Raw genomic sequence first — 20,132 nt, 5'->3', positions numbered from 1 at the left:
GGCTGGACGGGTGGGCGACGCCCGCACGGGCGCCGACCGACCAGCGTACCCGGCCGTGACCCGCCTCACCGGGAACGGTTTTGACATTCATTCTCAAGAAGGCGGAGACTGGAGCCATGCACCGCTCCCCCGTCCGGCGCCGTCGCGCCCTCGTCACCACCGCCGCCCTCGCCACGGCCGCGCTCGTCGCGGCGTGCTCCCCCGGGGACGGCGGCTCCGGAGGGAGCAGCGACGACGGGCGGTTCCAGGTGCTCGCGTCGTTCTACCCGCTCCAGTACGTCGTCGAGCAGGTCGGCGGCGAGCACGTCGACGTCTCCAACCTCACCCCGCCCGCGGCCGAGCCGCACGACCTCGAGCTCGCGCCCGCCCAGGTGCGCGCGATCGGCGACGCCGACCTCGTCGTCTACCTCTCGGGCTTCCAGCCCGCGGTCGACGAGGGCATCGAGCAGCGCGCACCCGAGCACGTGGTCGACGCCGCCGCGTCCGCCGGGCTCGAGGAGCACCCCGGCGGCGAGGGCGAGCACGCGGACGAGAGCGCGGAGGAGCACGCAGAGCACGCGGACGAGTCCGGCGACGGCCACGACCACGGCGCGACCGACCCGCACTTCTGGCTCGACCCGACGCGCCTCGCCGCCGTCGGCGACGCCGTCGCGGAAGAGCTCTCCGCGATCGACCCCGACCACGCGGACGACTACGCCGCCGGCGCCGCGGCGCTCACCGCGGACCTTGACGACCTCGACACCGAGTTCTCCGAGGCGCTCGCGCCCTGCGCGGGCGCGACGCTGGTCACGTCGCACGAGGCGTTCGGGTACCTGGCGGAGCGCTACGACCTCCACCAGGTGGGCATCTCGGGCATCGACCCCGAGGCCGAGCCGTCACCCGCGCGCCTGCGCGAGGTGGGCGAGGTCGTCCGCGAGAACGGCGTGACCACGCTCTTCTTCGAGACGCTCGTCAGCCCCAAGGTGACCCAGACGCTCGCCGACGACCTCGGCGTGCAGACCGCTCTGCTCGACCCGATCGAGAGCCTCGCGGAGGGTGCGACGGACTACCGTGAGGTCATGGAGTCCAACCTCGAGGCGCTCACCTCCGGCCTCGCCTGCTCATGACGGGCGCAGCGGAGCTCGTCGCCGCCCGCGACGTCCACGTGACCCTCGGCGGGAGCGAGATCCTGCGCGGGATCGACCTGACCGTCGGCACCGGTGAGGTCGTCGCGGTCCTCGGCGCCAACGGGTCGGGCAAGTCGACGCTCGTGCGGGCTCTCGTCGGGATCGTCCCGCTGTCCCGCGGCTCCGTCGACCTGTTCGGTGCACCGCTCGGTCCCCGGCTGCCCTGGCAGCGGCTCGGGTACGTGCCGCAGCGCGTCGCCGCGCCGTCGGGCATGCCCTCCACCGCGTCCGAGGTCGTCGCCTCCGGCCTCCTCGGTGGCGGCCGCCTCCGGCTCCCCCGCGGCTGGCGGGCGCGCACGGTCGAGGCGCTCGACCTCGTGGGGCTCGCCGACCGCGCGGACGACTCCACCGCCGAGCTGTCGGGCGGCCAGCAGCAGCGCGTGCTCATCGCGCGCGCCCTGGTCCGCCGGCCCGACCTCCTCGTCCTCGACGAGCCGGTCGCCGGCGTGGACAAGCCCAGCCAGGAGGCGTTCGCCGCGACCATGACGCGGCTCGTCGGCGACGGGCTCACCGTGCTCGTCGTCCTCCACGAGCTCGGGGCGCTCGCCCCGCTCATCGAGCGCGCCGTCGTGCTGCGGCACGGCCGCGTCGTGCACGACGGCGCCCCGCCCCGCGCGTCGTCGACCCACGCCGGCGCCACGCACCAGCACCTGCACCCGCACGAGCCCGCGGACACCGACAACCGCTCCGGCGGTCCCGAGACCGGGCTCACCGACACGCTGAACCCCGACCTCGCCGCGGGCCACGCACCCAGGACGGCCTCATGACCACGTTGTTCTCCGAGATCTCCTTGATGCTCACCGACCCGCTCATGCAGCGCGCCCTCCTCGCCGCGCTCCTCGTCGGTGTCAGCGCGCCCGTCGTGGGCACCTACCTCGTGCAGCGCAAGCTCTCGCTCCTCGGCGACGGCATCGGGCACGTCGCCCTCACCGGCGTCGCGCTCGGCTGGCTCGTCGGGGCGGCGATGGGCGTCGTCCCGAACGACGCGCTCGCGATCCCGGGGGCGGTCGTCGCGGCGGTGCTCGGCGCCGTCGCGATCGAGGTCGTGCGCGAGCGCGGCCGGACGAGCGGCGACCTCGCGCTCGCGCTCCTCTTCTACGGCGGCATCGCGGGCGGCGTGCTGCTCATCGGCCTCGCGGGCGGCTCGTCCGGGAGCCTCATGCAGTACCTGTTCGGCTCGATCTCGACCGTCACGTCGTCGGACCTCGTCCTCACCATCGTGCTCAGCGCCGTGATCCTGCTCGTCGGGGTCGGGCTGCGCGCAGCCCTGTTCTCCGTGAGCCACGACGAAGAGTTCGCGCGCGCGTCGGGCCTGCCCGTGCGGACGCTCAACATCGCGGTCGCGGTCGTCGCCGCGCTCACGGTGACGGTGTCGATGCGGGTCGTCGGGCTGCTGCTCGTGAGCGCGCTGATGATCGTGCCCGTCGCGGTCGCGCAGCTCGTCACGCGCTCGTTCCGCCGGACGATGCTCGTCGCGTCGGTCGTCGGCGTGGTCGTGTGCGTCGTGGGGCTGTCCTTCACGTACTGGAACAACGTCTCCCCGGGCGCGACCATCGTGGTCCTCGCGATCGCGACCTACCTCCTCGTCGCCGTCCTGCGGCCGCTGTGGGTCCGGCGACGCCCGCGCGTGGCGCGTGACCCGCACCCGGACATCCCCGACGACGTCGAGCTCGACCTCGTACCCTCGGGGGCGTCGACCCGCACACCCGGAGGTGACACGTGCAGCGCATGACCCGGCAGCGCGCCGCCGTCTCGGACGCGCTGGAGGACCTCGACGACTTCCGCAGCGCCCAGCAGCTCCACGAGATCCTGCGCACGCGCGGGGACAACGTCGGCCTCGCCACGGTCTACCGCACGCTCCAGAGCCTCGCGGACGGCGGCGACGTCGACGTGCTGCGCACCGAGGAGGGCGAGAACCTCTACCGCCGGTGCGAGCGCCGCGAGCACCACCACCACCTCGTGTGCCGCACCTGCGGCCGCACGGTCGAGATCGACGGCCCGACCGTCGAGGCGTGGGCCAACCAGGTGGGTACGTCGCACGGGTTCGTCGACATCCAGCACACGATCGAGCTGTTCGGCACGTGCGCGGGGTGCGCCCGCGCCTCCGCGCGGGACTGAGCCGTGCCCGACGCGCTGGACGGCGCCCCGTTCGCCGCGCTGTTCGGGTTCTTCTTCGCGATCGCGTTCGTCCGGACGCAGGCGACGTACTGGATCGCGCGGCTCGTCACGACGTGGACGCTCGACCGCACCCGCCCCGTGAAGCCCTGGGTCGCGCGCGTCCACGCCTGGCTGTCCGGACGCTCGGCGGCGCGCGGGATCGAGACGGTCCGCCGGTGGGGCGTCCTCGCCGTCCCCGTGTCCTTCCTCGCGACCGGGACCAAGACGGTCGTCAACGCCGCCGCGGGCGTCGTCCGGATGCCGTTCGGCCGCTACCTCGCCGCGATGACGCTCGGGTGCGCGATCCACGCGACCATCTACGCGACCGTCGGCTGGGCCGTGTGGACCGCCGCCTTCGCTGCGGCGACCGGGTCGCCGTGGGGCGTCGCGGCGCTGGTCCTGCTCGTCCTCGCCGCGGTCGTCGGGGTGGTCGTCATGGTTCGACGCCGCGGCGCCCGAGGGTCCGTCGCCGCGGCCGGCTCGACGGCCGCCCTCGACGGGAACCCCCTCGCCCTCGACACCGACGCCCGCGTCCAGGACGCACGGGACGCGCCGCGCCTCGACCGATGAGATGACGCGCGCCCGACCGTCCGAACGTGCATGACCACGTTCCTCCTGCTGCCCGGCGCCGGCGGCGACCCCGCGTACTGGGACCTGCTCGCGCCGGAGCTCGTCCGGCTCGGCCACCTGCCGGTGCCCGTCGACCTGCCCCAGCACGACGAGGCCTACGGCTGGGCGGACCTCACCGACGTCGCCGTCGCGGCCCTGCACCGCTCCCTGCACCGCGCTGCCGGTCCCGCCGAGCGGGACGACCTCGTCGTCGTCGCCCAGTCCATGGGCGCGTACGTGGGACCGCTCGTGTGCGAGCGCGAGGGGGTGAGTCTGCTCGTGCTCCTCAACCCCATGATCCCGCTGCCGGGCGAGACGGGTGCCGACTGGTGGCGTGCCACCGACCACGCCGCGCGGCGCGCGGCGACCGGGCTCGGGCCGTTCGACCCCGTGGACGACTTCCTCCACGACGTGCCCGACGACGTCGCCGCCGTCGTGCAGCGCAGCGACCGGCAGCCGTCCGAGCGTTCCTTCGCCGAGCCGTGGCCGGCGCGCGCCTGGCCGGCCGTGCCGACGGTCGTGCTCCAGGGCGACGACGACCGGCTCTTCCCGGTGCCCTTCCAGCGCGCCGTCGCCCGCGAGCGCCTCGGCGCCGAGGTCGAGACGCTCCCCGGCGGCCACCTCGTGGCGCTCAGCCGGCCGGTCGAGCTCGCCTCGCGGCTCGACGCGCTCGTCCGCTGACGGCGCGTCCCGGGCGGGCCGGGGTCGGCCCGGGGCGGAGCTGTCGCGGCGCTTCGCCGGACCGCGGCTCAGCCGGTCGTCGTCGCCGAGCTGTCGGCAGCGCCCACGCAGAACTGGTTGCCCTGCGGGTCCGCGAGCACGGCCCAGCGGTAGCCCGGCATCGTGTGCTCGGCGACGAACGTCGCGCCGTCGGCCACGAGAGCAGCGACGTCGGCCTCGCGGTCGGACGTCCCGAGGTCCAGGTGCAGCCGGTTCTTGCCGGGCGTCGGGTCCTCGACGCGCTGGAAGCCGAGGACCGGGGCGGTCACTCCCTCCCCCGGCACGACCTCGAGGAACCACCCGTCCGACTCGTCGACGACCCTCCCGCCGAGCTGACGTGCCCACCACTGCGCGAGCGGACGGGGGTCGGTGGAGTCCGCGGTCACCATGCCGATGCTCAGAGCCATGGCGCGCACGCTACCGGCCGCCGCCCACGCCGTCCCCCGCACGGCAGGACCTCGACCTCAGGCGGTGCCGCCCACCGCGTCGACCGCGCCGCCGTAGCGGCGGTCGCGGCGCGCGTACTCCTCGACCGCGCGCCACAGCGACCGACGGTCGACGTCCGGCCACGGCTCCGGCAGGAACACGAGCTCCGCGTACGCGGCCTGCCAGATCATGAAGTTGGACGTGCGCTGCTCGCCCGAGCTGCGCAGGAACAGGTCCACGTCCGGGAGGTCGGGCTCGTCGAGGTGCTGCTGGATCGTTCGCTCCGTCACCTTGCCCGGGTCGAGCCGCCCGGCGGCGACCTCGCGCGCGATGGCGGCCGCGGCGTCGGCGATCTCCGCACGCCCCCCGTAGTTGACGCACATCGTCAGGGTGCACACGTCGTTGTTCTTCGTCTGCTCCTCCGCGATCTCGAGCTCCTTGATCACGGACGTCCACAGCCGCGGCCGGCGACCCGCCCACCGCACGCGCACGCCCCACGAGCCCATCTCGTCACGACGGCGCCGGATGACGTCGCGGTTGAAGCCCATGAGGAAGCGGACCTCCTCGGGCGAGCGCTTCCAGTTCTCGGTCGAGAACGCGTACGCCGACACGTGCTTGACACCGATCTCGATCGCTCCCGCGACGACGTCGAGCAGCGCGGCCTCGCCCGCCTCGTGGCCGGCGGTGCGGGGCAGCCCGCGCGCGTTGGCCCAGCGACCGTTGCCGTCCATGACGACGGCCACGTGGTTCGGCACGAACTGCGCCGGGATCGACGGTGCCCGCTCGCCGCTCGGGTGCGGGAAGGGCGGGGCGTAGGTCCGCTTCGCCATCAGGCGTCCGCCCCGGTGCCGGGGCGGTTCACGGGGACGCCGACCGGTCCGGCGGGCGGGGCGACGGGCGCGTCCCGCTCGACCATGCGCAGTGATCGCAACGTTCTCTCCAGGTGGTATTGGCTGTACGCGGCCACGAGGCCGCTCGCTTCCTTGCGGTGCCGGGCGTCCGACGCGTCGGCGGTCTCCCACTCCCCCGCGAGCAGCGCGGCGAGCAGGGCGAAGGTCTGGGGGGCGGGCGCCGTCGCACCGGGCGGGCGGCAGCGCGAGCACACGGCGCCGCCCTGCGCGACGGCGAACGCGTGGTGCGGGCCCGGCTCGCCGCAGCGCGCGCAGTCGACGAACGACGGCGCCCAGCCCGCGACCGCCAGCGCCCGCAGGAGGTAGGAGTCCAGGACGAGGCCCGGCGCGTGCGCCTGCTCGGACAGCGCCCGGAGCGCCCCCGCGAGCAGCCAGTACTGCTGCACCGCCGGCTCCCGCTCGTCCGCGACGAGCCGCTCCGCCGTCTCCAGCATCGCCGCGCCCGCCGTGTACAGGCCGTAGTCCTCGCAGATCCGCCGCGCGTACGGGCCGATCGTCTCCGCCTGCGTCACCGTGTCCAGCGAACGGCCCGCGTAGAGCTGGACGTCGACGACCATGAACGGTTCCAGCCGCGCCCCGAACCGGGACGACGTGCGCCGCACGCCCTTGCCCACGGCGCGCACCTTGCCGTGCTCGCGCGTGAGGAGGGTGACGATACGGTCCGCCTCGCCCAGCTTCTGGGCGCGCAGCACGATCGCGTCGTCTCGGTACAGCACCACGCCCCCATTGTCCGTCATGCCACCCACGCCACGTGCCGACCCGCAGCGGAACCCCGGTCACGAGACGCGAGAAGCTGCCCCTCCCCGCCACCCGCGGGGGGCCACTTCTCGCTTCTCGTCAGCACGACGCAGCCCCCGCCCGACAGGTCGGGCGGGGGCTGCGTCACGCGTCAGGAGGCGGCGCGCTCCGCACGGTTGACGGCGGACACGATGGCCTTGAGCGAGGCGGTCGTGATCGACGGGTCGATCCCGACGCCCCACAGGACGTCGTCGCCCACCTGGCACTCGACGTAGGCCGCGGCGAGCGCGTCGCCGCCCTCGGACAGGGCGTGCTCGGCGTAGTCGAGGACGCGGACGTCGACGCCCACCTGGGCGACCGCGTCCACGAAGGCGGCGACGGGGCCGTTGCCGGTGCCCTCGAGCGTGAGCTGCTCACCGCGGTCGACGACGTCGACACTCAGCGTGTCCGGCCCGTCCTCGCTCGACGACGCGCGCGTGGAGCGCAGCTTGAGGCGGCCCCACGGCTCCAGGCCGGAGTCGGCCTCGACCGGCAGGTACTCGTCGGAGAAGATCCGCCAGATGTCGTCGCCCGTGACCTCGGTGCCCTGCTGGTCGGTGTGGTGCTGCACCGCCTGGCTGAACTCGATCTGGAGGCGCCGCGGCAGGTCGAGGTGGCGCTCCGACTTCAGCAGGTAGGAGATGCCGCCCTTGCCGGACTGCGAGTTGACGCGGATGACGGCCTCGTAGGAGCGGCCCACGTCCTTGGGGTCGATCGGCAGGTAGGGGACGGCCCACACGAGGTCGTCGACCGTCTTGCCCTCGGCCTCCGCGTGGACGGCCATCGCGTCGAAGCCCTTCTTGATGGCGTCCTGGTGCGAGCCGGAGAACGCCGTGAAGACGAGGTCGCCGGCGTAGGGGTGACGCTCGGGCACGCCGAGCTGGTTGCAGTACTCGACGGTGCGGCGCACGTGGTCGATGTCGGAGAAGTCGATCTGCGGGTCGACGCCCTGGCTGAACAGGTTCATGCCCAGCGTCACGAGGCACACGTTGCCGGTGCGCTCGCCGTTGCCGAACAGGCAGCCCTCGATGCGGTCGGCGCCGGCCTGGTACCCCAGCTCGGCGGCCGCGACCGCGGTGCCGCGGTCGTTGTGCGGGTGCAGCGACAGGACGACGTCCTCGCGGTTGTTCAGGTGCCGGTTCATCCACTCGATCGAGTCGGCGTAGACGTTGGGCGTCGCCATCTCGACGGTCGCGGGCAGGTTGATGATGACCTTGCGGTCGGGGCGGGGCTCGAAGACCTCGAGCACCTCGTTGCAGATGCGCGCGGCGAACTCGAGCTCGGTCCCGGTGTACGACTCGGGCGAGTACTCGTAGTAGACCGTCGTCTCCGGGACGGTCTCCTCGAACTTCTTGCACAGCCGTGCGCCGTCGACCGCGATCGCGATGATGCCCTCGGGGTCGGAGCGGAACACGACCTCGCGCTGGAGCACCGACGTCGAGTTGTACAGGTGGACGATCGCCTGCTTGGCGCCCTTGATGGCCTCGTAGGTGCGGGCGATGAGGTGCTCGCGCGACTGCGTCAGGACCTGGATGACGACGTCGTCGGGGATGCGGTCCTCCTCGATGAGCATCCGGACGAAGTCGAAGTCGGTCTGCGAGGCGGACGGGAAGCCGACCTCGATCTCCTTGTAGCCCATCTCGACGAGCAGCTCGAACATGCGCAGCTTGCGCTCCGCGTTCATGGGCTCGATGAGGGCCTGGTTGCCGTCACGCAGGTCGACCGCGCACCAGCGGGGGGCGGTCTCGATGCGCTTGTCGGGCCACGTCCGGTCGGGCACCGACACGTCGATCTGCCGGTGGAACGGCAGGTACTTGTGGATCGGCATGCCCGACGGCTGCTGCGGGTTCGCGTCCGTGACGGTCGGCGTCGAGGAGGGGGCTGAGGCGTTCATCGTGGGTCCTTCGGGTCGTCTGATGGGTGTCAGCCGGCACACCGACCACCGCGACGAGGGACCGGCTAGAGAGCCTCGCCGCGGCAACGAAGGAGGAGCTGCCGCATCAGGTGCACGACGCCCACTGTACTCCCCCGCGATCCGTGCCCCGCGGACGTCCGCTCCTCGGGCACGTCGCACGCGCGCGCCGCGGAGGTCCGGGGCTCGGCCCCGCTCGTCGCCCTCGCACGGCGGCACGACGACGCCCGGCCGCCTCCGAGGGAGGGCGACCGGGCGTCGTCGGTCGGTCAGCGGCGCGAGCGCAGCGCGGCGTCGACGGCGGGGTCGCCGAGGTTGCCGAGCCACTCCAGCAGCGCCGGGTAGGTGGACGGGTTCGCCGCCACCTGGGGGCGCAGGTGCGGCGCGTCCTGGACGATCTGCGCGAGGACCTCGAGCGGCGTGCTCGGGTCGAGCGCCTGGGCGGCCGTGAAGCCCGGGACCTGGGCGGGCGGCGAGTACGACTGCTGCGGCTGCGCCGCGGGCTGCTGCCCGTAGCCGCCGCCGTAGCCCTGCTGCGGCTGCTGCTGGTAGCCCTGCTGGGGGTAGCCCTGCTGGCCGTACCCCTGGTAGCCCTGCGCGGGCGACCCCGCGCCGGGCTGCGCGGCCGGCTGCGGGCCGGTACCCGGCTGCCCCTCCTGGTACGCCGGCATGACGGCGGTCGAGGGGCCCTGGTCGGGGTCCAGCCCCGGGCGCGCCGCGTACCCGCTGCGCTCGGGCTCGACCTGCTGGACCGGGAGGACCTCGGTCGCGTCGCCGCCCGCGGGCGCCCAGCGACCCTGGTCCGGCTGCTGCGCGGCGACCGGACCGGTCTGCGCGGCACCCGGGTACGCCGCACCACCGTGCGGGGTCCCCTCGTAGGACCCGGGGTAGGAACCGGCCGGCGGCTGCGCCGCTGCGGGTCCCGACGGCGCGACGGGCGCCGGACGGACCGGCTTGGGCGCGGGCGGCTGCCAGACGTACGCCTGCGCCGCCTCCCCGGCGGCAGCGGCGGGCACCGGACGGTGCTCGGCGAAGTACGCGCGCACCTCGCGCGGGACGGTCAGGGCGCCGACGACGAGCAGCGGGAGCCCGAAGGCGAGGAGCACGTGCTCGACCCCACCGCCGAGCACGACCCGGTTGGACGTCACGACGAGCAGGACGATGCCCAGCAGGGCGACGACGCCGGCCCCGCCGAGGGCCAGCGGGCGACCCGACGTCGCGTCACGGGCGAGCGAGCGGCGCGCGACGAACGCGACGGCCGCCGCGAGGACGCCCACCACGACGGCGAGCACGACCGGCACGCCGCGAGCGCCGTCGGCCAGCGTGAGCACGGCGCTCACGGCGACGTACCCGGCGACGACGAGAGCGAGGTCGAGGGCGTTCACGGCGACACGCACCCAGGTCTTCACGGGGTCGGCCGCGGTCATCGCCCGGTGCACCGCGGGCGCGGCGGCGATCGCGGCGAGCGCCGGGACGAGCACGAGCCCGAACCGGCCGCCGTGCGTGCTCTCGATCGTGACGAGCCCGTTGTTGCCCGAGCCGAGCACGAACGCCACCGCGAGGATGACGCCCAGCCCGACGAGCGTGAGGCGCGCCGCCTCGGAGCGGCGCCACGTGCCGTACGTCGGCAGCCCGGCGAGCGCGAGGACGAACAGCGCGGAGACGAGCACGAGCAGGACGAAGAGGGCACCACCGAGGCGCGCTCCCGTGACCGTGAGGATGACCGTGAGCAGGACGGTCACCGCCAGGACGGCGGCCCCGACGAGGAGCGCCTGGAGCCAGCGGTTCGTGACCGCGCGGTCCTGGTCCTGCGGTCCGAGCTCGCTCTCGCGCGGCTGCGCCGCGAGGAGCGCGCCCGCGAGCCCGAGCGCGGCCGCGGAGCCGACGCCGCCCCAGCCGTCGCCGAAGTCCCCGCCCCCGACGACGTCGACGACGAGGTACACGCCGACGAGGAGGACGTACGGGGCGTTGGCGAGCAGGCGGACCTTCCGCGTCGTGTGCACGGTCCACGTCGAGGGCAGCACCCCGGTGCGGGCGAGGTACGGCAGCGCGAGGGTGAGCAGGGAGAGGATCGTCAGCAGGACGACCTCGATCTTGTCCGACGCACGGCTCGCGACGTCCCACGGCAGCGCGAGGGACACGAGGAGCAGGAGCGCTGCGACGCCGTCGCGCACGTAGTCGCTCACGGGGATCCCGGCGAAGGGTGAGGCGGTTCCCGACGGGGCGACCGGCTCGGCGGGCGTCTCGCCCGTCCCCGTCGCCTCGCTGCCCTCCTCGCCGACGCCTGCGTGCTCGGCCGTGGAGTCCCCGTCACCCACCGCGGCGCCCTCGGGCACCGTGGTCGGCCCGGCGCCCGCAGCACCGGGCTGCGGGTCCTCGGCCGGCTCTGTCTGGTTGGTCATCGTGCACTCCCTACGCTGTCGCGCCGTGCCGGACGCACGCACGCCGGGCCGACGGGCCCCGACCGTTTCTACCGGTTCATCACGTGCGTCTTCAAGCGCCCACGCGGCGCGGACCTCGATCCGGACCGGCTCAGGAGGCGGCCGTGAGCCAGTCGGCGCCGAGGAGGAAGAGGCGGCCCTCGACAGCGACGACGTGGTACGTGTCCTCGGGCAGGAGCCAGCGCCACTCGACGACGCCGTCGTCGAGCGCGATCGACACGAGCCCCGGTCCGCCGCGGCCGCGCTCGGTGACGTAGAGCGACCTACCGTCCGTGAGCACCGGTCCCGGCCCGTCGTCGTCGAGATCCACGGCCCAGGCCTCCTCGCCCGTGCGCGCGTCGACGCTGCGGTAGGTCGAGTCCGTCTGGACGACGACGCGCCCGTCCACGCGCGCGACCGCGCGGAGTCCGGTCCCCGGCAGCGACCAGAGCTCCGAGCCGGTCGCGGCGTCGACCCCGACGATGCTCCCGAACGTGTTCGTCACGAGCACGCCCGGCGCGGAGCCGTCGGAGAGCGGTGCCTCGAGGACCCGGCCCTCGACCCGGAAGGCCGGCTCGCCCGCCGCCGTGAACACGGTCGCCGTGCCGCGGCCGTACTCGTTGCCCACGTAGCGCCCGTCCTGGAGCCGCACGATCGTCCACACGTCGTCCTCGACCAGGGAGCGCCCGTCCTCGGTGAGCGCGGCCGCCACCCCGGGAGCCAGGACGTCGACGACGCCGCGCCGGACGTCGAGCACGACGTCGCCCCCGCGACCGAGCCCGTCGTGCTCGAGCGCGAGCTCCCAGCGGACCTCGCCCGTCGCGGCGTCCTCTCGGGCGAGCGCGACCTCGTCGCCCCGCCACCAGGCGCGCACGACGTCGGCCGCGCCGATCGGCACGACGGACAGGCGGCCGGCGGTCTCGACCGTGCGGTCCCCGAGGACCTCCCCCGTCGCGGACCGGACGGTGACCATCCGGGCGACCTGCTCGCGCCACCCGGTCGGGACGGCGCACACCACCACCTCGCGGGCGGGCTCGCCCGGCGCCGGCAGGCACGTCGCGCGGTCGCCGAGGAGCTCGGACCGCCAGAGCACCGCGCCGTCCTCGACCGCGTACCCGGTGAGGCCGCCGTCGACCGTGACGACCGCGCCGACAGCCGGGACGAGCTCGGTGCCCGGCTCTACGGGAACCGTCCAACGCGGCTCCGGGGGCTCGTCGAGCGGTCGCAGCCCGCCGGCGAGCGCCGTGACGTCGACGGGCCGCGCGTCCTCCATCGAGGCCGTGAACGCCACCGATCCCGCGAGCGCCGCGGCGACCCCGACGGCGACCCACGGCACCGGGTGCGCGTACCAGGCGCGGCGCGGGACACCGTCCTGGTCGCCACCGTGGGGCGGCTCGGGAGACGTGCCCGTCGGTGTCCGGGTACGCGCTCGCGCGCCGGCTTCCGTCTCCGGCTCCACGTCGAACACGGCGTCGAAGCGGTCGTCGGTGCGCAGCTCGGGGGGGAGGAGCTCGAAGCTCGCCGGTGCCCCGGCACCGTCCGTCGTCGGCTCGTGGGTGGCATGCCCGGCACGAGCCGCCCGGTCCTGCGCGAGCCGACGGCGCCTCACCCCTCCACGATAGGCACGCACCGACCGGTATGCCGCGCGAGCGTGCGGGTTCACCCACGGTGACGCATCCCGGCCCCGCGCGACCCGGTCGTCGTCTCAGCACCAACCCCGGGAGGCCGGGACGGGCTCCGGCCGGAGCGGCTCGTGCGTCAGAGCGTCCAGCCGATCCGGCCTTCCACCGGGCCGCCGCACGCCTCGGAGCCTCCGACGCGGACCATGTCGACGGCTCTCTCGGTCTGGGCGAGGACGTGTCCGGCCTCGTCGAGCGCGCGGAGCCCGATCGGGTTGGTCGGGTCGAAGAGCGTGAGGGTCCAGGTGTCACCGTCCCGCGACGGCGGGTTCGCGGGACCCGACATGTCCGGACCCGACGGCACCGGTGGCTGCCACCCCTCGTCGTCGCCGGTGCGCACCTGAAGGTGGGCCACCGCGGCGGAGTCGCCCGAGAGCACCACCTCGAGGGTGCTGGAGTAGGCGATCGCCGGGCAGTCTCGACCACCCCCCGCGAGCCGTGGCACCAGGACCGCGACGACGACGAGCGCCCCGACGACGACGGCCGCCGTCCCGACCCAGACCGGCGGGCGCGGGCGTCGACGTCGTGCCGGCCCGGGCTCCTCCCCGACGTGCTGCTCCCCCATGAGCACCCCCTCGCTCGCGTCCTGCCACGCATCATGCCCGAGGCGACGCCGGACCGGGCGGCGGGTCACGAACGGACGTGCCCTAGATGTACTGACCGGAGACGTTGGTCGAATGAGTGCGACGCGTTGATCTGATCTGGTAGCGCGCGAGGGCCTCCCGCGGTGGAGTGGAACTGCCTAGGTATCCGCTCCGCTCACAGGAGGCCCTCGTGTCCCACGCTAATGCCGCTCTGACGCCGCGCGCCCGGCTCACGGTCGCCCGGCTGGTGATCGACCAGCACGTCCCGATCGCGGAGGTCGCGGCCCGGTTCCAGTGCTCGTGGCCGACGGTCAAACGGTGGGCCGACCGGTACGCGACCGGGGAGTCCATGGCGGACCGGTCTTCGCGTCCGCGCCGGATGCCGGCCAAGACCGACCGGGCGACGACCAGGCGGATCGTGTCGTTGCGGCTGCGTAAGCGTCTGGGCCCGGTCCAGCTGGCCGCGCTGACCAGGGTTGCGCCCTCGACTGCGCACCGCGTCCTGGTCCGGTGCCGGCTCAACCGGCTCTCGCACGTCGACCGGGCCACCGGTGAGCCGGTGCGCCGCTATGAGCACGACCACCCCGGCGCGATGCTGCACGTAGACGTCAAGAAGCTCGGCAACATCCCCGACGGCGGCGGGCGGCGGTTCGTAGGCAGGCCCCAGGGCAGACGCCACCGGGCGGCAACGCCCGGCAAGCCCAAGAACGCCTACAGCCATCCGAAGATGGGGCACGCGTTCGTGCACACCGTGATCGACGACCACTCCCGGGTCGCCTATGCCGAGGTCCACGACGACGAGACCGCCGTCACTGCGACCGACGTCCTGCGCCGGGCCGTGACCTGGTTCGCCGCACGCGGCATCACCACCCAACGAGTCTTGTCGGACAACGGCTCGCCCTACCGCTCACACCTGTGGCGCGAGACCTGCGCCGAACTCGAGATCACGCACACCCGGACCCGCCCCTACCGGCCCCAGACGAACGGCAAGATCGAGCGCTTCCACCGCACCCTCGCCGACGGCTGGGGCTACGCCCGCGCCTACACCTCAGAGACCGAACGACGCGCTGCCCTGGCAGCATGGATCCACGAGTACAACCACCACCGCCCCCACACCGCTTGCGGGAACAAGCCACCGATCACCCGATTGACCAACCTGTCCGGTCAGTACACCTAGATGCCGAGCTGGTAGACGCCCCAGTACGCGAGGATCACGAGCAGGACGGCGGAGCCCGCCACGACGCACCACAGCATGACGCGCGTCGTCACGCCCCGCGCGACCCGCAGCACCCCCGCCCGACCCTCGTCGACGACGTCCGTGCCCGACGCGTCGGCCAGGTCCGCCGCGGCGCGGCGGGCGGCCCGTACCTCGGCCGAACGGTTGATGAGCAGCGCCGCCGCCACGAGCGTGGCGAGGCCGACGAGCCGGACCCCCACCCAGCCGCCCTGCACGACCCACGCGTCCTTCTCGTAGTCGAGCGCGAGCCGGGCGACCGCGACGAGATAGACGACGAGGGCCGCCGTCGTCCCGACGGCCCCCGCCCCGAGCCCGGCGAGCGGCAGCCGGAAGCCGGGCGCGAGCCCGGCCGGCGCGCTCGGACGCCCGGCGACACGACGCAGACGCCGCACGAGCCCGCCCAGGAGCCCGACGACCGGCCCGAGCACGAGCAGGCCCACGGCGCCGAGCACGAGCCCGACGAGGAGGTCGCCGTTGCCGAGCCAGCGCGGCGTCGGGACGGGTCCGGCGAGGTACTGCTGGTTCGGCTCCGCGCCGGCGACCTGCGGCAGCGCGGTCGCGCTGGCCGGCAGGGACGTGATCCACGCTCCCAGGTCGCGCGGGAAGTCGGGGACGAGCACGTCGTCGATCTTGATCCCGTGGTTCGCGCCCTCGTAGAACCGGACCGTGACGTCGGTGCCGCCGGACACCGACGACGGTCCGGTCGCGTCGAGGATCTGCTGCGCGCCCTGCTCGACCGGCATCGACGGGTCCGCGGTGCCGTAGACGACGAGGACCGGCTGGGTGAACCGCTCGAGGAACGGCTCGACGTCGAAGTCGGCGTACTCGAACCCGCCTCCCGGGATCGCCATGCCGACCGCGCGCGGGATCGCGCGGAACACCCCGTGCGGGACGTCGGTGTTGCGCAGGTAGCTGTCGACCGCGAACGCGGCCTGCTGGCGCGGCGGCACGACCGGGGCGGACACGAGCACGGAGAACGCGATCGTCGGGTCCTCGACCGCCATGACGGGCACGATCCACGTGCCCTCCGACTCGCCGTACAGGCCGACCTGGTCCGGGTCGACCCCCGGTCGCGCCCGGAGCAGTTCCACGGAGTGCTCGTAGTCGCGCGCCATGGCCTCGTAGTCGCGGTGGCGCGTCGTGTACGTGTCGAGGCGCTTGTCCGGGACGAGGGTGACGACGCCCGCGCTCGCGAGGTCGGCCGCGACGTCCACGAAGGCCTCCGTCGCCAGGCCCGTGCCCGCGCCGTGCACGAACACCACGCCCGGGAGGTCGTCGCCCGCGTCGACGGGCTCGCGCAGGATACCGCCGACCGTCGCGCCGTCGAGCCGGACCGTCACGTCCGTCTCCCGCACGTCGAACGTGCCGACCGGAGCGGCGCCGCCGGGGGGCTGGCCGCCGATCGTCGTGTCGGGCGTCGCAGGCTGCAGGTGCTCGGTCACGGGCACGGGGTCCCACTGCGGTCCCGTGACCGCACCGACGATCGCGAGGACGATCGCGAGGGCGGCGGTGGTCGCGGCGGTCCGGAAGATCACCGGGGAATCGTACGTCGCGCCCCGGACGCGGGTCCCTGATGACGCCCCGACGAACGGACGGGGGCTCTCCCCCGCCCGTTCGCCGGACGCGTCAGAACCCGAGCCGGTGGAGCTGCTTGGGGTCGCGCTGCCAGTCCTTGGCGACCTTGACGTGCAGGTCGAGGTAGACGCGGGTCCCGAGGAGCGCCTCGATGCCGTGGCGGGCGCGCGTGCCGACCTCGCGCAGGCGCGAACCGCCCCGGCCGATGACGATCGCCTTCTGCGAGTCGCGCTCGACGAAGAGGTTGACCCGCACGTCGAGCAGCGGCGGGCGCCCGCTGGCCTCGTCGCCGCTGCCCTCGCGGGGCGCGATCTCCTCGACCTGGACGGCGAGGGAGTGGGGGAGCTCGTCGCGCACGCCCTCGAGCGCCGCCTCGCGCACGAGCTCCGCGACCATCACCGCCTCGGGCTCGTCCGTGAGCTCCCCGCCCGGGTAGAGCTCCGGGCCCTCCGGCAGGTGGGAGACGAGGACGTCGGTGAGGACGTCGACCTGGTACCCGTCCTGCGCGGAGACCGGGACGATGTCCGCCCAGCCGCCCGCGATCTCCCCCAGCCGGTCCACGGCGATCAGGTGCGCGGCGAGCGTGCCGCGGTCGACGAGGTCGGCCTTCGTCACGACGGCGACCACGGGCGTGCCGCGGCGCCCCCGCATGAGCTCGGCGAGCTCGTTCGCGATGAACCGGTCGCCCGGCCCGATCTTCTGGTCCGCGGGCAGGCAGAACGCGATGACGTCGACCTCGGTCAGCGTCTCGCGCACGAGGTCGTTGAGGCGTTCGCCGAGCAGCGTGCGGGGCCGGTGCAGGCCCGGCGTGTCGACGAGCACGAGCTGCGCGTCGGGCCGGTGCACGATCCCGCGGATCGTGTGCCGGGTCGTCTGCGGCCGCCCGGACGTGATGGCGACCTTCTGGCCCACGAGGGCGTTGGTCAGGGTCGACTTGCCGGCGTTGGGCCGCCCGACCAGGCAGGCGAATCCGGAGCGGTGCTCAGGGGTGGTCGTGCTCACGGGGTGTCCTTCACGGTCGGGAGGGAGGGTCGGGGGTCGGCCGGGGTCTCCGGCTCGGGGGGTGCTGCGGGCGGCACCTCGGACGGTGCGGCGGCGTGGGAGACGAGGACGGTCGCGAGCTGCTTGCGCCGGCCCTCGACCCGGTCGGCCTCGATCCGCAGGCCGTGGACGTCGGCCACGGAGCCGGGCAGCGGGACCTTGCCGAGGGTCTTGGCGAGCAGACCGCCGACGGTGTCCACGTCGTCGTCGTCCAGGTCGAGCCCGAAGAGCTCGCCGAGCTCGTCCACGCCGAGGCGCGCAGGGACGCGCAGCACGCCCTCGCCGAGGTCCTCGACCTCGGGCTCGGGCCGGTCGTGCTCGTCGGTCAGCTCGCCGACGATCTCCTCGAGCGCGTCCTCGATGGTCACGAGCCCGGCGATGCCGCCGTACTCGTCGACGACCATCGCGATGTGCGAGGACGACGCCTGCATCTCGCGCAGCAAGTCGTCCACAGGCTTGGACTCGGGCACGAAGATCGCGGCGCGCGCGACGTCGCCCACAGGTCGCGCGTCCGTGCCCGGGCCGCCCTGGAGGACGCGCACGACGTCCTTGAAGTAGGCGACGCCGACCAGGTCGTCCGCCGACGTCCCCGTCACGGGGATGCGGGAGAAGCCCGAGCGCAGGAACAGCGACAGCGTCTTGCGCAGCGGCGTGTCCCGCGAGGTCGTGACCATGTCCGTGCGCGGGACCATGACCTCGCGCGTGAGCGTGCTGCCCAGCTCGAACACGGAGCGGATGAGCTCGCGCTCCTCCTCCTCGATGACCTCGGACTCGTTCACGCGGTCCACCATGTCCTGGAGCTCGCGCTCGTGCGCCCCGGAGTCCGGCGCGGGCGCGAGGCGCGTGAGCCAGCGGGTCGCGGCGACGATCCCCGTGAGGAGGCCCGAGAGGGCGAGCAGGACGCGGACGGCGTGCCGCCGGCCCAGCGACCGCGGGCTGACGCGCACGACGAGGAGCCCGACGACGACGCTCACCGCGAGCGCGACGAGCAGGACCTGCCACCACGGCTCGAGCCACGCGGCGACGAGCAGCGTGAGGCACGTGATCGCGGCGACCTCGGCGACGACGCGCACGAAGCCGACGGAGCGGGCGGTCGCGGCCGGGTCCGCGAGCAGGGCGAGCGCACGGCGCCCCGAGGGTCGCGGCGACGTCGTCAGGTCCTCGCCGAGCGCGGCCTCGCTCACCGCCGCGCGCGTCACGCGCAGCACCGCCGCCTCGCCGGCGCTCAGCGCTGCGGCGAGCACGACCGTGAGGACGGTCAGGATCGCCAGGAGCGCGACGGGTTCGCCGCTCACCGGCCGGCGAGGAAGGTCAGGAGCAGCTTGCGCTGGAGCGCGAACATCTCCTTCTCCTCCTCCGGCTCGGCGTGGTCGTAGCCGAGCAGGTGCAGGATGCCGTGCGTCGTGAGCAGCAGCATCTCCTCGGCGGTCGAGTGGCCCGCGGTGACCGCCTGCTGCGCGGCGACCTCCGGGCACAGCACGACGTCGCCGAGCTGGCCCGGCCCGGACACCTCGCCGTCGCGGCCCGGCCGCAGCTCGTCCATGGGGAACGAGAGCACGTCGGTCGGGCCTGGCTCGTCCATCCAGCGCACGTGCAGCTCGGTCATCACGTCCGTGTCGACGAAGAGGATCGACAGCTCGCTCTGCGGGTGCACGCGCATCGCGTCGAGCACGTAGCGTGCCAGCGCCGCGAACTCGGCCTCGTCGACCTCTGCCTCGGTCTCGTTGTTGACCTCGATGCTCACGCGTCGTCCCTCGTCCGTCGGTCCCTGGCCGCGGGGCGTCCACGGCGCTCGTCGTCGCGGCGGCGCGGCCCGCCGCCCGTCCCCTGTCGCACCCCGGCGCCGGTCCCGGACGCGAGGTCCCACCGCGCGTACGCGTCGATGATCTCGCTCACCAGCCGGTGGCGCACGACGTCCGACGACGTGAGCCGGCAGAACTCGACGTCGTCCACGCCCGTGAGGACGTCCTCGATCACGCGCAGCCCGGACTGGGTGCCGCCCGGCAGGTCCACCTGCGTCGCGTCGCCCGTGATGACCATGCGCGACCCGAACCCGAGGCGCGTGAGGAACATCTTCATCTGCTCGGTCGTCGTGTTCTGCGCCTCGTCGAGGATGATGAACGAGTCGTTGAGGCTCCGGCCGCGCATGAAGGCCAGCGGCGCGACCTCGATCGTGCCCGCCTCGATGAGCTTGGGGATCGAGTCGGGGTCGATCATGTCGTGCAGCGCGTCGTACAACGGGCGCAGGTACGGGTCGATCTTCTCCGTGAGCGAGCCGGGCAGGAACCCGAGGCGCTCCCCCGCCTCGACGGCCGGGCGCGTGAGGATGATCCGGTTGACCTGCTTGGACTGGAGCGCCTGCACGGCCTTGGCCATCGCGAGGTACGTCTTGCCGGTGCCGGCGGGCCCGATGCCGAACGTGATGGTGTTCGCGTCGATCGCCTCGACGTAGCGCTTCTGCCCGACGGTCTTGGGCCGGATCGTGCGCCCGCGGCTCGAGAGGATGTTGAGCGTCAGCACCTCGGCCGGGCGCGACGCCGTCGCGGCCGTGAGCATCGCGATGGAGCGCGACACGACGTCCGCCGTGAGCTGCGTGCCGGCCTCGACGACCTCGACGAGCTCGTCGAGCAGGCGCGAGGCGAGCGCCACGTCTCCCGGAGGGCCGGAGACGGCGATCTCGTTGCCGCGCACGTGCACGTCGACCGAGGGGAACCCCTCCTCGACGGCCCGGAGCACGGAGTCGCGGCTGCCGAGGAGCGCCACCATCGGCACGTGGGTCGGGATGACGATGCGGTGCTCGACCCGGTGCGGCTGGGGGTCGGGTTCTCGGGACGGAGAGGTCATGAGCCGGCTTGCGCCGCTGCGCTCCTTCGGTCGGACGGTAGGACCGGGGCCGCCACGGCCCCGCAGATCGCCTC

At 74.0% G+C, this 20,132-nt stretch carries 19 protein-coding genes; 7 read left to right on the top strand and 12 right to left on the bottom strand.

The genetic code is table 11. From position 1 onward, the window contains the following. Positions 1-116 precede the first annotated feature (116 nt). Genes ACFVN3_RS11410 through ACFVN3_RS11385 form a run of 6 tightly spaced genes read left to right on the top strand, consistent with a single transcriptional unit; the run spans position 117 to position 4,613 of the window. A complete protein-coding gene (locus ACFVN3_RS11410) occupies positions 117-1,106 on the top strand; it encodes a metal ABC transporter substrate-binding protein (RefSeq protein ID WP_378232952.1) in 990 nt (329 codons plus the stop codon). After that, a complete protein-coding gene (locus ACFVN3_RS11405) occupies positions 1,103-1,933 on the top strand; it encodes a metal ABC transporter ATP-binding protein (protein ID WP_378232951.1) in 831 nt (276 codons plus the stop codon). The genes ACFVN3_RS11410 and ACFVN3_RS11405 overlap by 4 nt, the downstream gene beginning before the upstream one ends. Then, positions 1,930-2,898, top strand: a complete 969-nt coding sequence (locus ACFVN3_RS11400) for a metal ABC transporter permease (RefSeq protein WP_378232950.1) — start codon at positions 1,930-1,932, stop codon at positions 2,896-2,898. Before ACFVN3_RS11405 ends, ACFVN3_RS11400 begins: the two co-directional genes overlap by 4 nt. Further along, on the top strand, positions 2,895-3,284 hold the full coding sequence (locus tag ACFVN3_RS11395) for a Fur family transcriptional regulator (protein ID WP_087472417.1): 390 nt from the start codon (positions 2,895-2,897) through the stop codon (positions 3,282-3,284). Before ACFVN3_RS11400 ends, ACFVN3_RS11395 begins: the two co-directional genes overlap by 4 nt. A gap of 3 nt (positions 3,285-3,287) precedes the next feature. Beyond that, entirely contained in the window at positions 3,288-3,893 is a 606-nt protein-coding gene (locus tag ACFVN3_RS11390; protein ID WP_378232949.1) for a DedA family protein, read from the top strand. Positions 3,894-3,923: 30 nt separating this feature from the next. Beyond that, entirely contained in the window at positions 3,924-4,613 is a 690-nt protein-coding gene (locus tag ACFVN3_RS11385; protein ID WP_378232948.1) for an alpha/beta fold hydrolase, read from the top strand. Between the two features lie 68 nt (positions 4,614-4,681). On the opposite strand, the gene ACFVN3_RS11380 is transcribed toward ACFVN3_RS11385, so the two are convergent. The 7 genes from ACFVN3_RS11380 to ACFVN3_RS11350 form a co-directional block, all read right to left on the bottom strand. After that, on the bottom strand, positions 4,682-5,059 hold the full coding sequence (locus tag ACFVN3_RS11380; protein WP_378232947.1) for a VOC family protein: 378 nt from the start codon (positions 5,057-5,059) through the stop codon (positions 4,682-4,684). 57 nt (positions 5,060-5,116) lie between these two features. Then, a complete protein-coding gene (locus ACFVN3_RS11375) occupies positions 5,117-5,908 on the bottom strand; it encodes an isoprenyl transferase (protein ID WP_378232945.1) in 792 nt (263 codons plus the stop codon). Then, complete coding sequence (gene recO, locus ACFVN3_RS11370; RefSeq protein ID WP_378232944.1) at positions 5,908-6,708, bottom strand: DNA repair protein RecO; 801 nt, start codon at positions 6,706-6,708, stop codon at positions 5,908-5,910. The genes ACFVN3_RS11375 and recO overlap by 1 nt, the downstream gene beginning before the upstream one ends. Before the next feature lie 170 nt (positions 6,709-6,878). Beyond that, the gene (gene leuA / locus ACFVN3_RS11365) at positions 6,879-8,660 is read right to left on the bottom strand and encodes a 2-isopropylmalate synthase (protein ID WP_378232942.1); all 1,782 of its coding nucleotides are present in this window, start codon (positions 8,658-8,660) and stop codon (positions 6,879-6,881) included. A 287-nt stretch (positions 8,661-8,947) separates the two neighbouring features. Continuing rightward, entirely contained in the window at positions 8,948-11,080 is a 2,133-nt protein-coding gene (locus ACFVN3_RS11360) for a hypothetical protein (protein WP_378232940.1), read from the bottom strand. A gap of 130 nt (positions 11,081-11,210) precedes the next feature. Continuing rightward, positions 11,211-12,707, bottom strand: coding sequence for a PQQ-binding-like beta-propeller repeat protein (locus ACFVN3_RS11355; protein ID WP_378232938.1), 1,497 nt, complete (start codon positions 12,705-12,707; stop codon positions 11,211-11,213). A 149-nt stretch (positions 12,708-12,856) separates the two neighbouring features. Beyond that, a complete protein-coding gene (locus tag ACFVN3_RS11350; RefSeq protein WP_378232937.1) occupies positions 12,857-13,342 on the bottom strand; it encodes a hypothetical protein in 486 nt (161 codons plus the stop codon). Positions 13,343-13,551: 209 nt separating this feature from the next. On the opposite strand from ACFVN3_RS11350, the gene ACFVN3_RS11345 reads away from it, so the two are divergent. Beyond that, positions 13,552-14,538, top strand: coding sequence for an IS481 family transposase (locus ACFVN3_RS11345; RefSeq protein WP_378232935.1), 987 nt, complete (start codon positions 13,552-13,554; stop codon positions 14,536-14,538). Here the strand turns inward: ACFVN3_RS11345 and ACFVN3_RS11340 are convergent. From ACFVN3_RS11340 to ACFVN3_RS11320, 5 genes are all read right to left on the bottom strand, one after another. Next, complete coding sequence (locus tag ACFVN3_RS11340) at positions 14,535-16,133, bottom strand: alpha/beta hydrolase family protein (RefSeq protein WP_378232934.1); 1,599 nt, start codon at positions 16,131-16,133, stop codon at positions 14,535-14,537. The two genes, ACFVN3_RS11345 and ACFVN3_RS11340, sit on opposite strands and share 4 nt — an antisense overlap. 91 nt (positions 16,134-16,224) lie before the next feature. Continuing rightward, positions 16,225-17,175, bottom strand: coding sequence for a GTPase Era (gene era, locus ACFVN3_RS11335; protein WP_378232933.1), 951 nt, complete (start codon positions 17,173-17,175; stop codon positions 16,225-16,227). Further along, positions 17,172-18,509: a hemolysin family protein gene (locus ACFVN3_RS11330; protein WP_378232932.1), complete on the bottom strand. Its 1,338-nt coding sequence runs from the start codon at positions 18,507-18,509 to the stop codon at positions 17,172-17,174. The genes era and ACFVN3_RS11330 overlap by 4 nt, the downstream gene beginning before the upstream one ends. Beyond that, a complete protein-coding gene (gene ybeY, locus ACFVN3_RS11325; protein WP_087469283.1) occupies positions 18,506-18,958 on the bottom strand; it encodes an rRNA maturation RNase YbeY in 453 nt (150 codons plus the stop codon). The genes ACFVN3_RS11330 and ybeY overlap by 4 nt, the downstream gene beginning before the upstream one ends. Beyond that, positions 18,955-20,058 (bottom strand): PhoH family protein, encoded by a 1,104-nt coding sequence (locus ACFVN3_RS11320; RefSeq protein ID WP_378232931.1) that lies wholly within the window; start codon positions 20,056-20,058, stop codon positions 18,955-18,957. The genes ybeY and ACFVN3_RS11320 overlap by 4 nt, the downstream gene beginning before the upstream one ends. Positions 20,059-20,132: the final 74 nt, after the last annotated feature.

This window comes from Cellulosimicrobium sp. NPDC057862 (genome assembly GCF_042797035.1).
Taxonomy (GTDB): domain Bacteria; phylum Actinomycetota; class Actinomycetes; order Actinomycetales; family Cellulomonadaceae; genus Cellulosimicrobium.
This window is presented reverse-complemented; position numbering and strand designations above follow the sequence as displayed.